Source organism: Roseomonas sp. FDAARGOS_362 (assembly GCF_002754815.1).
GTDB classification, from domain to species: Bacteria; Pseudomonadota; Alphaproteobacteria; order Acetobacterales; family Acetobacteraceae; genus Roseomonas; species Roseomonas mucosa.
In genome coordinates this window covers 19,132-33,625 of record NZ_CP024584.1, presented here as the reverse complement: position 1 = coordinate 33,625, position 14,494 = coordinate 19,132, and the positions used below count along the sequence as shown (strand labels likewise).

11 protein-coding genes and 3 pseudogenes are annotated in these 14,494 nt (G+C 65.7%); 9 read left to right on the top strand and 5 right to left on the bottom strand.

All coding sequences use genetic code 11. The features are described from left to right. Positions 1-18: 18 nt before the first annotated feature. Both CTJ15_RS03190 and CTJ15_RS23750 read right to left on the bottom strand, forming a co-directional pair. Complete coding sequence (locus CTJ15_RS03190) at positions 19-1,389, bottom strand: IS5 family transposase (protein ID WP_226945876.1); 1,371 nt, start codon at positions 1,387-1,389, stop codon at positions 19-21. 115 nt (positions 1,390-1,504) lie between these two features. Next, positions 1,505-1,726: a hypothetical protein gene (locus CTJ15_RS23750; RefSeq protein ID WP_126281782.1), complete on the bottom strand. Its 222-nt coding sequence runs from the start codon at positions 1,724-1,726 to the stop codon at positions 1,505-1,507. A gap of 413 nt (positions 1,727-2,139) precedes the next feature. Here CTJ15_RS23750 and CTJ15_RS23745 point away from each other — a divergent pair, with 413 nt between their 5' ends. Next, positions 2,140-2,478 carry a hypothetical protein gene (locus tag CTJ15_RS23745; RefSeq protein ID WP_126281781.1) on the top strand — a complete coding sequence of 113 codons (339 nt, stop codon included), beginning with the start codon at positions 2,140-2,142 and terminating at the stop codon, positions 2,476-2,478. Positions 2,479-2,575: 97 nt separating this feature from the next. Here the strand turns inward: CTJ15_RS23745 and CTJ15_RS25245 are convergent. Further along, positions 2,576-2,743: pseudogene (locus CTJ15_RS25245) on the bottom strand (IS5/IS1182 family transposase); the annotation flags it as partial. A gap of 5 nt (positions 2,744-2,748) precedes the next feature. Further along, positions 2,749-3,554 (bottom strand): IS5 family transposase gene (locus CTJ15_RS03180; protein WP_085977442.1). Its coding sequence is split into 2 segments (ribosomal slippage): positions 2,749-3,218 and positions 3,218-3,554, totalling 807 coding nucleotides; the frame shifts between segments, so codons are not numbered across the junction. 70 nt (positions 3,555-3,624) lie between these two features. Between CTJ15_RS03180 and CTJ15_RS03175 the strand changes: the two are divergent. The 6 genes and pseudogenes from CTJ15_RS03175 to CTJ15_RS03150 all read left to right on the top strand — a co-directional run. Beyond that, positions 3,625-3,972: pseudogene (locus CTJ15_RS03175) on the top strand (transposase); the annotation flags it as partial. Positions 3,973-3,988: 16 nt separating this feature from the next. Continuing rightward, positions 3,989-4,204 (top strand): annotated as a pseudogene (locus CTJ15_RS03170) (integrase core domain-containing protein); the annotation flags it as partial. Between the two features lie 118 nt (positions 4,205-4,322). Then, on the top strand, positions 4,323-5,375 hold the full coding sequence (locus CTJ15_RS03165; RefSeq protein ID WP_019462968.1) for a PAS domain S-box protein: 1,053 nt from the start codon (positions 4,323-4,325) through the stop codon (positions 5,373-5,375). Between the two features lie 266 nt (positions 5,376-5,641). After that, positions 5,642-6,628, top strand: a complete 987-nt coding sequence (locus CTJ15_RS03160) for an HlyD family secretion protein (RefSeq protein ID WP_058389277.1) — start codon at positions 5,642-5,644, stop codon at positions 6,626-6,628. Continuing rightward, on the top strand, positions 6,625-9,345 hold the full coding sequence (gene rbbA, locus CTJ15_RS03155; protein ID WP_019462970.1) for a ribosome-associated ATPase/putative transporter RbbA: 2,721 nt from the start codon (positions 6,625-6,627) through the stop codon (positions 9,343-9,345). Before CTJ15_RS03160 ends, rbbA begins: the two co-directional genes overlap by 4 nt. A 4-nt stretch (positions 9,346-9,349) precedes the next feature. After that, positions 9,350-10,456: an ABC transporter permease gene (locus CTJ15_RS03150; RefSeq protein WP_019462971.1), complete on the top strand. Its 1,107-nt coding sequence runs from the start codon at positions 9,350-9,352 to the stop codon at positions 10,454-10,456. Here the strand turns inward: CTJ15_RS03150 and CTJ15_RS03145 are convergent. Beyond that, on the bottom strand, positions 10,419-10,994 hold the full coding sequence (locus CTJ15_RS03145) for a hypothetical protein (protein ID WP_099781114.1): 576 nt from the start codon (positions 10,992-10,994) through the stop codon (positions 10,419-10,421). The genes CTJ15_RS03150 and CTJ15_RS03145 overlap by 38 nt on opposite strands. A 543-nt stretch (positions 10,995-11,537) precedes the next feature. On the opposite strand from CTJ15_RS03145, the gene CTJ15_RS03140 reads away from it, so the two are divergent. Both CTJ15_RS03140 and CTJ15_RS03135 read left to right on the top strand, forming a co-directional pair. Continuing rightward, positions 11,538-13,028, top strand: coding sequence for an ATPase domain-containing protein (locus CTJ15_RS03140; protein ID WP_099781113.1), 1,491 nt, complete (start codon positions 11,538-11,540; stop codon positions 13,026-13,028). After that, positions 13,015-14,289, top strand: a complete 1,275-nt coding sequence (locus tag CTJ15_RS03135; protein WP_075801097.1) for a sensor histidine kinase — start codon at positions 13,015-13,017, stop codon at positions 14,287-14,289. The genes CTJ15_RS03140 and CTJ15_RS03135 overlap by 14 nt, the downstream gene beginning before the upstream one ends. Positions 14,290-14,494 lie beyond the last annotated feature (205 nt).

The window sequence follows — 14,494 nt, the reverse complement described above, 5'->3', positions numbered from 1 at the left end:
CGGCCTTGAACAACGTCTTCAGGCTGTCGCCCCTGCGAGCAGGGTGCGGCCTGTCGGGACGCTGGCTTGGCTGATCGGGGTGAGGATTGCCTGTCGGAGGGCGGCGAGGAGAGCGGCCAAAAGGGCCCTGAGGTGGGCGAGGATCTTGCGGATGTTGTGGCCGCAGCCGCAGAGGACGGCGTAGAGAGCATCGCCGAGCGTGCCCTTGAGGGCGCAGCGGGCGAGGCGGCCATCGGTCTTCATGTGGCCGATCTCGGGCTCGATGGCGCTGCGGCGGCGGAGCAGCCGGCGCAGGCGGGGCGTGAGGCCGCGGCTGGTGCCGCTGACGAGCACCCTGGTTGCCGTGACGCCATGGCCGCGGTAGCCGCGATCGACCACGGCGAGGCTGGGACGCTGGCCGGTGAGGGTCTCGACCTGCTGGAGGGCGTCGGCGAGGGTGTGGCCGTCGTAGGGATTGCCGGGCTGGCTGCGCATGCCGACGACGAAGCCACCGGCGAGGGTGGTGGCGATGCTGACCTTCGTGCCGAACTCGTAGCGCACCCGCGCCTTGCCCTTGGCGATGCAGTCCACCTCGGGCTCGTGCAGGGCGTAGAGCTTGCGGGACGACTTCGGTGTCTGGAGCAGCAGGCGGGTGACGAGGGCGATGCGCTGCTCGATGCGCGCCCGCAGTGGCCCGTCAGGGACGGCGCCGAGCTTGCGTTCAACATCGCGCAGGATGCGGCCGGTGTAGCCCTTGAGCGTGCGCAACGCCTTGCGCATGCGGCGGAACTGCCGGGCGTGGGCGTAGCGCCCCACCTGGCCGGCCAGGCGCGGCGCCAGGCGATTGTAGTTCTGGCGCAGGGCGATCCCGGCCTTGTGCGCCAGCGTCACCAGCGAGTGGCGGGCCCGCTCATAGAGGCGGCTGTCGGTCGGATGGGCGATGGCCTTCTCCATCACTGTGGTGTCCACTGCGATCTCGGCCAAGCTGTTCGACGTCACAGCTCCCGAAGCCTGAGCCGCCTCGATCGTCCTGGTCAGCAACCACTCGACACCTTCCTCACCGATGCGACCGCGCCAGCGGCTGAGAGAGGAGGGATGGATGGGCGCACGGTGCTGGAAGAAGGTCTCACCCGTGAAGTGCTGGAAGTACGGGTTCTCCACCCAGCGCGCGAGCACCGCCTCGTCGGAGAGGCCATGGGCGTGCTGGAGGTACATCAGCCCGGCGACCAGACGCGGATGCGTGGCCGGCCGTCCCTCAGCGGCGGGGAAGAAGCCGGCCCATTCCCGCTCGAACCAGGACCAGTCGATCAGCGCCGCCAGCCGCACCAGTTCGTGCCGCCCATCGATCATGTCGACCAGCCGCGGCCGCAGCAGATCGGCCTGTTCCGGCGGGCGCGGGCGGTGCTTCATGCCCACAAGATTCGCAGGGTTTGTCGTCGAAAACAATCGAACCCTGCAAATCCAGGTCGCCGAGCCCGGAAAATCTCACAGCTAGATCAGTGCCTTACGAGTTATTCAAGGCCGACTATTTAACCCGCTTTTTAGCATCCTCCAATCGATGGTCGATGTAATAAGCATGCACGGTAGCGTACATCAGGTTAACCCGTTTAACAAAATTTGGTTTGCGCCTAATAGAAAGTTTTAACTTGGCTACGTGCTGCGCAATCCGCCAATCCCGCTCTCGCCATATTGCCAAACTTTCGCGAGCTTCTTCCTCTGTCAAAGGGTCAAATTCATCATCCATCATGGCACTTCACTGATATTGATCGCGTCAGTTTATTTCTTTGGCTCCTGTTTGCAACAAAAAACAACTAATTTTAATGCTTTCAACCATGAATAGATTTAAAGAAAGATTTTCTACTGGATAGCAATCTACTAAGATCATTATTTGGGAATTTAGCAGATTTCAGATAAGTTGGCGTCATTGTGATAAAAATTGATCATATTAATCGTTTTAAAATTTCTTTGATGTTTACAGGGTCTAGCATGTGAAATAGACTACGGATGCAGTTTTTTTGATATGATGCAATGCGGCGCTACGTAACTCTTTAGCGCGGAACTAGAACATTCTAACCTATACTATAAATTATATGTGAGAGGAGAAATATAGTTTCAGCATGCGGTAAATCTACTACATACATTAAGCGAAAGGACACACAGATGATAAATGACCAAACTGTTGCGATCCCGGTGTTAGTCGCACACTTAATTCGATCGTTATTTTATATATTTCAAGGTTTGATGATTGCCCTGGTTATCGCAGTGCTAAATTTAGCTTTGCTATCCAGCATGATTGAAGGGTCGAGCAACTCGAACTCAGGATCTTTCCTGGTGGCCATTATTGCAACAGTTGCAGTTTCTGGCTGCTTCCTGTATTGGAATCAAGATTCGTCCGTACGGCGTGCGCAAACCCTAGGTTTAAGGCCTTCAATCTGGCGTCAGGTCGGTTTCTTTGTTGGGCTTCTCGGGCTTGCAGCTATCATGATCATTATTAAATGAGTATAAACTTGCTGATTTGAAATAAGAAAACGCTATATCTATAGGTGTTTTCAGTCGGATTGAAGCACTTATACGGAGTCGGCCTTGAATAACCTGTTCAGGCTGCTTGGGCTGTAACTGGATGACGGTCCGGTTGGGCGATTGCGTCGATGAGGCTAGCGAGGATGGCGGCCAAGAGAGCCCTGAGGTGGGCGAGGATCTTGCGGATGTTGTGACCGCAGCCGCAGAGCACAGCGAAGAGGGCGCCGCCGAGGGTGCCCTTTAGAGCGCCTAACAGAACCGCCTAATCTGGCCGAGGCAGACGAGGGCGCAGGCGAGTGTGGTGAAGGCGAGGTGGATGTCGGCGCGGCGCTCGTAGCGGATGGTCAGGCGTCGGTAGCGGGCGAGCCAGGCGAAGGTACGCTCCACCACCCAGCGGTGTCGTCCGAGGCGGGCGCTGCTCTCGATGCCACGGCGTGCGATGCGCGGGGTGATGCCACGGGCGCGGCACTCCCGGCGGCAGCGACGGTGGTCGTAGGCCTTATCGGCGTGGAGTTTGCCCGGCCTTTGCCGTGGGCGGCCGCGATGGCCGATCCTGATCCGCGGCACGGCATCCAGGGTGGGCGCCAGCATCATGCTATCGTGCCGGTTGGCCCCGCTGAGCGTCAGGCCAAGCGGCGTGCCGCGGGCGTCCGTGACGAGGTGGCGCTTCGTGCCTGGCTTGCCGCGATCCGTCGGGTTCGGGCCCGTCTCGGCGCCCCCCTTTTCGCCGGAACAGTGGCACTGTCCAGCGCGGCCCGCCGCCAGTCGATCTGCCCCGCAGCCTGCAACCGCTCCAGCAGCAGGCGGTGCAAGGCGGCCCAGACCCCGGCCGCCTGCCAGTCGCGCAGCCGCCGCCAGCAACTCATCCCGCAGCCGCAGCCCATCTCGGCGGGCAGCCTCTCCCATGGGATGCCGCTGACCAGCACGAACACGATCCCCGTCAATGCCGCCCGGTCCGCCAGCCGCGGCCGCCCGCCCTTGGGCTTGGGCCGCTCGGGCGGCAACAGCGGCTCAATCGCCGCCCAGAGATCATCAGAAACCAAAGGCTTCGCCATGCCCACAGAAACGCATCATACCGGGTTTAGTTAGGCGCTTTTAATGGCGGCGCCGGGCATCGCCGTCGGCACGATCGCGGAGATGCTTATCGTCCTTGGCGACAATCCCGAGCGTATCCGCTCAGAGGCCGCCTTCGCCAAGCTCTGCGGCGTTTGTCCCATCCCGGCATCCAGCGGCAAGACCACCCGCCATCGTCTCAACAGGGGCGGCAACCGACGAGCCAACGCTGCGCTGCACCGCGTGGCCGTTGTCCGGATGCGCTCCCATCCCGAAACGAAAGCCTATGTCCATCGTCGAACAGCCGAGGGCAAGTCCCTTCGGGAGATCCGACGCTGCCTGAAGCGGTACATCGCCCGGGAAATCTTCAATAGTCTCCGCACGCCAACCGCTCAGTCCGCAGTCTCAAATGGCCCTTGACCAACATAGGAGCATCAACGCGCTCGCCGAGACGGTGATCGGGCTGTTCAAAACGGAGGTCATCCGCCGCCGTGGCCCGTGGCGGAGCCTTGAAGCCGTCGAATACGCCACCCTCGAGTGGGTGGCCTGGTTCAACAACCACCGCCTCCCCGAGCCGATCGGGAACATCCCTCCCGCCGAGGCCGAGGCGCGCTACTATGCCGCGGGCAAGGCACCAGCTTTGGCCGCGTGACCCAACCACAACAGCCTCCGCCGAACCCGGGGCGGTTCAGTTCATTACAGGCTGCGTGTGTGGTCGGTGGAGCGCCTTGGAACCTGAAGGACGATGGCAAGATCCCGAAAGGATCAACATGATCGATGATACATCGAAACTACTTGGCAAGCGCGAGACCGTCCCTGGGAGCGGTGTTCAGGGCCATCGAAAGGCCCTCGAAGCCAGCGCCTGGCTTGCTGCCGTGGTCGAAAATTCGGACGACGCCATCATCAGCAAAACGCTCGACGGTATCATCACGACATGGAATCGCGGCGCGGAGCGCTTGTTCGGCTACACCTCCCATGAAACCATTGGCCAGCCCATCAGGATGATCATCCCCGATGACCGGCTTTTCGAGGAGGATGAGATCCTTCGCCGACTGCGCAACGGTGAGCGCGTCGATCATTTCGAGACGGTGCGCCTTCGAAAGAATGGCGAGTTGGTCGAGATCTCCGTCACCATTTCCCCTGTGAGAGCCGAAGACGGATCGATTCTTGGTGCCTCGAAGATCGCCCGCGACATCACCGACCAGAAGCGCGCTTCGGCACAGCAGGCCCTCCTCTTGCGGGAAATGCATCACCGCATCAAGAATCTCTTCACCCTGACCGCCGGACTCGTCACGCTCAGCGCCAAAGCTTCCGCAGAAAGTGCAGTGTTCGTAGCCGATTTCCGGTCCCGACTCCAGGCACTGGCGCGGGCACATGCATTGACCATGCCCGATGACAACGCTGCGAACACCGAGCCTGCCACGACTTTCGTCGAACTGCTCCAAGCAATCCTTGCCCCTCACGTTGCGGACGACAGGCCGCGCATTGCCATCAGGGGATGCGATGCGCCGCTTGTTGGAAAGGCGTTGACCTCGATCGCCTTGCTACTGCACGAGCTGGCCACCAATGCCGCGAAATACGGCGCGCTGTCCGGTTCCGGCGGCCGGTTGTCGATCGATCTGAGCGTCGAGAATGGAACCTTGCGCATGATCTGGCAGGAGTCGAACGCCCCGCATTCTTCTCCGGAGACGCGGCGTGAAGGCTTCGGTACCACCCTGGAACAAGCCGCTGTAAGCGGCGTTCAAGGCAGCCTTCATCGAGATTGGAAGGCTGACGGCGTCTCGATCACACTGGAGGTCGCGCTGCGATCGCTTGTAGGATGATCACGCGAAGCCGGGCCTGAAACCTGCTTCGCGGCTTTGCGGATCTACGCTGTGACCAAATCTGGGCCAGTGCCGTCTGTTCCGAAATGGAAATCTTGTTGTGACGGAAAGAGCTGACTGCTGCGCTTTCTCCCACGGACTGCCCGCCTTGGCGAACCGTCCGGGGCTTGTCAGTGGCCTGACAGGCAATGCATTCCGGAGGTGCCGATCATGGCGCCGGACCACGATCCGGCTTAGGCATGGTGACCGGGAAGGATAGAAGTTCGATGAAGGCTTCGTGGAAGGCTGTGCTCGGCCTGGCGGCGGTCGTCGCCGTCATGGCCGGTGGCTACGTCGCCTGGAGGCTCCACGGCCGCGAACCTGCCCTGCCCGCCTACATTGCCTCCACCAATGGCCGCATCGAGGCGGAGCAGTTCGACATCGCCAGCAAGCTCGCCGGCCGCGTGGTGGAGGTGACGGTCGAGGAAGGGCAGATGATGGCGCGCGGCGCGGTGATCGCACGATTGGACGACTCCACTTTGCAGGCTCAGCTCCGCGCCGCCGAGGCGCAGGTCGCCGAGGCGCAGCAGGCCATCGCCACGGCCGAGGCGGAGCAGGCGAGGGCCGCCAGCAGCCGCCGGCTCGCGCAGACCGAACTCACCCGCACCCAGGAACTCGCCCGGGGCGGCTATGCACCGACCGAGCAACTCGACCAGCGCCGCTCCACGCTGCAGGTCGCCGAGGCGACGGTCACCGCCGCCGCGGCGGGCAGGCGCCGGGCCGATGCCACCCTCGCCGCCGCCCAGGCCAACGCCGCCCAGGTCCGCACCCTGCTGGATGACACCGTGCTGACCGCGCCGCGCGCCGGCCGGGTCCTCTATCGCCTCCTCCGCAGCGGAGAGGTCGTGGCGGCCGGGGGGCGTGTCGCGACCCTGATCGACCCGAGCGACGTCTCCATGATCGTCTTCCTTCCTGCCGAGCAGGCTGGGCGCCTGGCCTATGGGGCGGAGGCCAGGCTCGTCCTCGACCCGGTGCCGCAATACGTCCTGCCCGCGATCGTCAGCTTCGTGGCCCCCGAGGCGCAGTTCACGCCGCGCCAGGTCGAGACGGCGCAGGAACGAGGGAACCTCATGTTCCGCGTGAAGCTGCGCCTGCCGGCGTCGCTGCTGCAGGCGCATATCGAGCAGGTGAAGACCGGCGTGCGCGGCCTGGGCTTCGTCCGGCTCGACACAACGCAACCCTGGCCGGAACGGCTGCAGGTCCGGCTGCCATGACCGCGGTGCCCGTCGCGTCACTTCATGACGTCCGCCACCACTACGGCAGCGTCGCGGCGCTGGATCGGGTGACGCTCGATATCCCCGCCGGGGTCATGGCCGGACTGGTCGGGCCGGACGGGGTAGGAAAATCCACCCTGCTGGGCCTGCTCGCCGGCGTGCGGCGGCCGCAGGAGGGGGAGATCGTGGCCCTCGGCGGCGACCTGCGCGACCCGTCGGTGCTGACCGGGGCGCGGCAGCGGATCGCCTATATGCCCCAGGGACTGGGGCGGAACCTCTACCAGACCCTTTCAGTGGCCGAGAACATCGACTACTTCGCCCGCCTCTTCGGCCAGGGCGCGCAGGAGCGGCGGCAGCGCATAGCGGGCCTGACCCGCGCCACCGGCCTTTCCCGCTTCCTGGACCGGCCCGCCGGCAAGCTCTCGGGCGGGATGAAGCAGAAGCTCTCGCTCTGCTGCGCCCTGGTGCGCGACCCCGACCTGCTGATCCTGGACGAGCCGACCACAGGGGTGGACCCGCTCTCCCGCCGGCAGTTCTGGACGCTGATCGACCGGCTGCGCGAACGCCGCCCGCAGATGAGCGTGCTGGTCGCCACCGCCTACATGGACGAAGCGCAGCGCTTCGACTGGCTGGCGGCCATGGATGCGGGGAAGGTGATCGCCACCGGCAACCCGGCAGCGATCCTGGAGCGTACCGGTAGCCGGAACCTGGACGAAGCCTTCATCGCCCTGATGCCCGAGGAGCGGCGGCGTGGCTATCAGCCCGTGGTCATCACGCCGCCACCCCCGCCGCACCCTGGCGAGGCGCCGGTGATCGAGGCGAAGGGGCTGACCAGGCGGTTCGGTGACTTCGTGGCCGTAGACCATGTGAACCTCAGCGTCCGGCGCGGCGAGATCTTCGGATTCCTAGGTTCCAACGGCTCGGGCAAGAGCACGACGATGCGCATGCTGACCGGGCTGCTGCCCGCCACCGAGGGCGAGGCGCGCATCCTCGGCCAGCGGCCCGGATCGGGCGGCGACGCACGACGGCATGTCGGCTACATGTCCCAGTCCTTCTCCCTCTACGGCGAGCTGACGGTGCGGCAGAACCTCCAGCTGCACGCCGATCTCTTCCACCTGCCGCGCGACCGTGCCGCCAAGCGGCTGGCCCAGGTGATGCACGACTTCGACCTGGAGGACGTCGCCGATGCGGCGCCGGAATCCCTGCCGCTGGGCGTGCGGCAGCGGCTTCAGCTCGCGGCCGCGGTGGTGCACGAGCCGGAGCTGTTGATCCTGGACGAGCCGACCTCGGGCGTCGATCCGGTGGCACGCGACCTGTTCTGGCGCCACCTGCTGCGCCTGTCGCGCGAGCAGGAGGTGACGATCTTTATCTCAACCCATTTCATGAACGAGGCAGAGCGCTGCGATCGCATCTCGCTGCAACACGCCGGCCGCGTCCTGGCCATGGGTTCGCCGGCGGAACTGGTGGCGCAGCGCCATGCCGCCACGCTGGAGGAGGCCTTCATCGGCTGGCTGGAGGAAGCCGCCGGACCGGACGAGGCGGGCGGGGATCTGCCGGCCCCCATGCCCGGCGCACAAGGTCGGGCCGCCTGGCTCTTCAACCCCCGCCGCCTGCTGGCCTGCGCCTGGCGTGAGTCGCTGGAACTGCTGCGTGACCCGATCCGGCTGGCCTTCGCCCTGCTCGGCCCGGTGCTGCTGACGATCGCCTTCGGCTTCGGCATCTCCTTCGACGTCGAGAACCTGCCCTATGCCGTGCTGGATGGGGATCGCACACCGGAAAGCCGCAGCCTGCTGGAAAGCTTCGCCGGCTCCCGCTACTTCTCCGAACAGCCACCCCTGGCGGACGCCGCCGCGGCCGAGGCGCGCCTGCGGGCGGCGGGGATCGCCCTGGCGGTGGAGATACCGCCGGGCTTCGGCCACGACCTTCGCCGTGGCGACCGGCCCGAGGTGGCGGTGGCCATCGACGGCGCCATGCCCTTTCGCGCGGAAACGGCGCGCAGCTACGTGCTGGGCCTGGCGCAGACCTGGCTGCGCGACCAGGAGGCGCTTTCGCCGCTGCCGCGCAGCCCCGATCTGCTGACACTGGAGCCACGCTTCCACTACAACCAGGCCTTTCGCAGCGCGGTCGCCATCGTGCCGGGCGTGATCATGCTGATGCTGATGCTGGTCCCGGCCATGCTCGCTGCCGTCGGCGTGGTGCGGGAGAAGGAGAGCGGCGCCATCGCCAACTTCCGCGCCACACCGGTCACGGCGCCGGAATTCCTGATCGGCAAGCAGATCCCCTACTTCGCCGTCGCCCTGAGCAGCTTCGTCATGCTGCTGTTCGTCGCCCGCGTGGTCTTCGACGTGCCTGTGCTGGGCTCCGGCCCCGCGCTGGCCATGGGCGCCGCGCTCTATGTGCTGGCCTCCACCGGCTTCGGGTTGCTGGTGTCCGCCTTCGTCTCCAGCCAGGTGGCGGCAATCTTCGCCGCGGCCATCCTTTCCATCGTACCGGCGGTGAACTTCTCCGGCCTGCTGGTACCGGCTGCTTCCCTCACCGGTCCGGCACTCGGCATCGGCCTTGCCTTTCCGGCCAGTTGGTTCCAGCAGATCTCGGTCGGTGCGATGAGCAAGGGGCTGCACTTCGCAGAGCTATGGCACAACCACCTGGTGCTGGCGGGTTTCGCGGTGCTGTTCATCGGCGCGGCCACATTGCTGCTCCGCAAGCAGGAGCCCTGACGTCATGCGCCATCTGTCCAACATCCTCTGGCTGGGGCTGAAGGAACTGCGGGTGCTGGGTGCCGATCCAGTCCTCCTGGTCTTGCTCGCCTATACCTTCACCGTAGCGGTCTATACCGTGGCCACCGGCATGAAGACGGAGGTCCGCAACGCTGCCGTAGCAGTGCTGGACGAGGACCGCTCCGACCTTTCCCGCAGCCTCGCCGCGGCCCTGCTGCCACCACAGTTCCAGTCGGCGGTCCCGATCATGGCGCCTGAGGTAGGGCCTGGCCTGGATGCGGGCCGCTTCACCTTCATTCTGCAGGTCCCGCCACGCTTCGAATCGGATCTGCTGTCCGGCCACCCGGTGACGCTCGCCCTGGATGTGGATGCCACGGCGATGTCGCAGGCGGGCAACGGCGCCAGCTATGTCAGCCAGATCGTGCAGCAGGAGGTGGCGAAGCGACTGGGCAGCGCGGCAGAGCCCCTGGATCTTGTGATCCGCACCCGTTTCAACCCGAACAGCCAGCCGGAATGGTTCACCTCCGTCATGCAGGTCGTGAACAGCACGTTGATCCTCTCCATCATCCTGCCCGGCGCAGCCCTGCTGCGCGAGCGCGAGCACGGAACCTTGGAGCATCTCCTGGCCATGCCGGTCGGACCGCTGGAGATCCTGCTCGCCAAGATCGGCGCCAATGCATTGGTGATCGTCGGTGCCGCCGTGCTGTCGCTGCTGCTGGTGGTGCGCGGCCTGTTGGGCGTGCCGGTGGCGGGCTCCATCTTCCTCTTCGTGCTGTGCACCGTCCTGTTCCAGGTCTCGGTCGCCGCACTGGGCGTGCTGCTGGCGACCGTGACCAGCTCCACCGGACAGTTCGGGCTGTTGGCCCTGCCGGCCATCATCCTGATGATGCTGCTTTCGGGCAGCATGACGCCGCTGGAAAGCATGCCAGCATGGTTGCAGTCCGTCGTACAGGTACTTCCGACGACGCAGTTCGTTGCGATCGCCCAGGCCATCCTCTTCCGGGGTGCGGGGCTGGAGGTCGTGGCAGGCCGGATGGCTGCACTGGCTGCCCTGGGGCTGGGCTTCCTGACAGTCACCTACCTGCGGCTGCGCGCCACTCTGGCGGGGTGATGCGGGCGGCGTGCCGAGCCGTGTCGCCCAGCAACCGCAGCGCCGCGGCGAGCCTTTCCGCCTCATTCAGTGGATCGGTCCGGAACACCGGCAGCCGCGTCAACAGGCGGGCCAGGGCGAGCGCCTGCTCCACCGGGTGCTCGGCGGCGACCGCGCCCACCTCGCCACCGTGGCCACCCCAGGTGGCGGGCATGGCCCGCTCCAGGCGATGCAGGTCGGAGGCGGCGCTCCAGGAGCCGGTGAGGCCGGCGGCGCGTAAGCCAAGGTCGTGCGGATGGGTGGGCAGGCCGGCCTGGGTGAGCCAGGCCGCGGCCTCGGCGAGCGCCAGACGGGCGACCAGGCCCTCGCGCACGGCCTCCGAAGCAGCCCCGGCGCGGGCGTCGAGGCGCGAGACGAGGTCCTCGGCCTGACTCAGCGGCAGCAGCAGCCAGGCGGGATCGGGCGCGGCCGCCGGCGGAGGCTGACCGGACCGGCGCGTGGCCCAGGGCAGCGTGCTGCCGTCGTCGGGATCACCTTCATCCTCATCCCAGCCTGCCATGCACCAAACCTCCGCCCGAAGACGTTGAGAGGAGCTTCTGAGTTCCCGGTCTTCGTACTCAGGATAGGGAAAAAACAGCAGATTGGAAATCGTTCTGAAATTCAAAGACGGGTATCGCTTGTGCTACTCCGCCGCCGGGCAAAACGCCCCCGGCGACCCCTTCCCGTCCCCGCAAGCAGCGCCCTGCATTCCGTCCGCAAATGGGGATTAGCGGACGGAATGAGGGACGCCGGTTGCGGGGGCATGACGCGGCCGCCGGGGGCGTTTTGCCCAGCGTCGGAGTAGCACAAGCGATACCCGCTTTTGAATTTCAGTCTGATTTTCAAGCCGCTGTTTTTCTATTATCCTGATCACGAAGATCAGGAGCCCCCAAGCCCCTTCAACAGCTCCGGACGGAGGGATTCACAGGACGCTACCGCCGACCAGTGCCGGCACGGGTCGCCACTGTGTTTTGATGGGATCCGAGGCTGTCCAGGACCCTATGGGAAGCGCATTGGGACCAATCGCCACATTTGACGGCTTTCCCGGGGCAGAGAAGAACGTATGTCGGAACCACTGTCGCCGCCGATCCTGCGGACGGGAATCCCCGAATTCGATGTCGTTCTGCGGGGAGGTCTGCCGCGTCACCGCCTGCATCTTCTCGAGGGCGCACCGGGCTCAGGCAAGACGACGATCGCGCTGCGCTTCCTGCTGGAGGGGATCGCCCATGGCGAACGCGGCCTCTACGTCACCCTCTCGGAAACGGCGGAGGAGCTGACCGCTTCGGCAGCCTCCCATGGATGGTCGCTCGAGGGCATCGACCTCTTCGAACTCGTTCCGGCTGAGGCGGAACTCGATCGGCAGCAGACGGTCTTCTACCCGGCGGAAGCCGAGTTCGGCGAGACGATGCGCACCATCACCAGGCGCATCGAAGCGACCAAGCCGGACCGGATCGTCATCGACAGCCTTTCGGAACTGCGCCTGCTCGCCCAGGATCCACTGCCCTACCGCCGGCAGCTCCTCGCACTCAAGCGCTTCCTCCAGGGCCGTCAGGCCACGACGTTCGTCCTCGACGATCTGACTTCGGGAGGCGACGCGGATCTGCACAGCCTCGTTCATGGCGTCATCTCACTCGAGCAGATCGAGCGGAACTACGGCGCAGCCCGCAGGCGGCTGCGGGTCGCCAAGATGCGGGGCAGTGACTACCAGAGCGGCTGGCACGACTTCGCCCTCGTCACCGGTGAGGTGCTCGTCTTCCCGAGCCTCATCGCGGAGGAGCACAGGACACCGGTCGTGGGCGCTCCCCTGCCGAGCGGAGTGGCCAGTCTCGACGAGATGCTGGGCGGCGGCCTCGACCGCGGCACGACGACGATGCTTGTTGGGCCCTCGGGGGTGGGCAAGTCGTCCATGGCGGTCCGCTATGCCATGGCGGCCGTGGCCGCCGGGGAGCATGCCGCCTATTTCGCCTTTGACGAGACCCTCCAGACGTTCTCGCACCGGGCGGCCGCTCTCGGCCTTGCCGTCGAGGAAGGGATGGAGACAGGCCACCTGAGCTGGAGCCGGGCCAGCCCGTCCCGCCTTTCGGCTGGCGAGTTCGTCTGGCGCGTACGGCGGGAGGTCGAGGACAGGCAGGCCCGCGTCGTGGTGATCGACAGCCTCAACTCCTACCTCGGTACCATGCCGGAGGAGCGGTCGCTCATGCTCCACATGCACGAGCTCCTGACCTACCTCAACAATCAAGGCGTGGTGACGATCCTCGTCCTGGCCCAGCCCGGCGTGGTGGGCGATGTGAACAGCCCGGTCGACCTCAGCTTCCTCAGCGACACGGTCGTTCTGCTGCGCTTCTTCGAGGCGAACGGCGAAGTCCGCAAGGCGGTTTCGGTCGTCAAGAAGCGGAGCGGGGTGCACGAGCTCGCCATCCGGGAGTACAAGCTTTTCCCGCACGGCATGCAGGTCGGCCCGCCGCTGCAAGGCCTGCAAGGGGTGCTGACCGGTGTCCCGGCCTATACCGGTCCCCTGGGGGGGCTTATCGGCGGGAATGATGCAGCAGGCTGACCCCTCCGCTGCCGACGTCTTCCTGATCCTCGCACCCATTGGACGCGACGCCGCGGAAATCGCCCGTGTGCTCGATGGGATGGATGTCTCGACACGGGTGGCAGGAACGCTCGCTGAACTCTGCGCCATCCTCGAGCCCAACCATGGCTCGGGCTTCGCGGCGTTGTTGCTCACCGAGGAAGCACTCATTGGTGGAGCCGGGGAGCTGACCGCTTTCCTCCGGCGGCAACCGCCCTGGTCGGACCTGCCTGTGATCCTCCTGACCTCTGGTGGCCGATGGCGTGGAGCCGAGGGGCGCTGGGCTGCTTTCGAAGCCCTCGGCAACGTCACCCTGCTGACCCGCCCGCTGCATGCGGAGACCCTCCTCAGTGCGGCACGGGCCGCGCTCCGGGCGCGGGCGCGCCAGCACGAAACCCGCAGCCACCTCGAGGCCCTGAAGCTTGCGGCGGAAACGCTCGAGGCGCGCGTCGCCGAACGTACCGAGGCGCTGGAGGCCGAGACGGCCGGGCGTATCGCAGCCCAGGAGCGTCTTCTCCAGGTGCAGAAGATGGAGGCGATCGGTCAGCTCGCGGGAGGGGTGGCACACGACTTCAACAACTCCTCGGCGGTTGTGCTGGCGGGCCTCTCGCTGCTGGAACGGCGATACGGCGCGGCGCTGGCGGCCTCGGGCCCGGGGGCATCCCGGCTGCTGGCGGAGCTGCGCGATGGAGCCGAGCGCGGCGCGGAAGTCTCCCGCAGGCTTCTCGCCTTCTCGCGCCGGGAGAAGCTGCATGCCACGGAATTGGATGCGGCCCAGGTCCTGGGCGGCCTGCGCACGATGCTGGCCAATGCGCTCGGGCCGGGGATCAGGATACGGGTGGAAGTACCGGCACAGGCCGCGCGGATCCGGGCCGACCGCCGCCAACTCGAAACGGTGCTGATCAATCTCGCCATCAACGCTCGCGACGCCATGCCGAACGGCGGTGAGGTGACCTTCACCGCGGCGGCGGAAGTGGTTCCGGCGGACCATCGGACTCATGTCCCGGACCTGAAGCCCGGAGCCTATGTGCGCCTCGTCGTCGCGGACGCCGGAACCGGCATGGACATGAAAACCCTTGCGCGGGCGACCGAACCCTTCTTCACGACGAAACCGCAGGACCGCGGCACAGGCCTCGGGCTTTCCATGGCGGACGGTTTCGCGGTCCAGTCCGGGGGTGCCCTGCGCCTCGAGAGCGAATCTGGCCGGGGGACGAAGGTCTTTCTCTGGCTGCCGCAGGCCTGAAGGACCGGTTCGCACCGACGATGGCAGCCCTCTGCCTTGACCGCCTCCATCCCGGCCGGGATCGACGAACGGCATGGAAGGGGAGGAGGTCTGCCATACACCGGACGGGGCCCCGAAGGCTCCCCCTCACGGCGCCTGCAGAGGTCGGCGGCATGACAGGCTGGGACGAAGACGATCCAGAAGACACCATCGGGCCGCCCTGGGC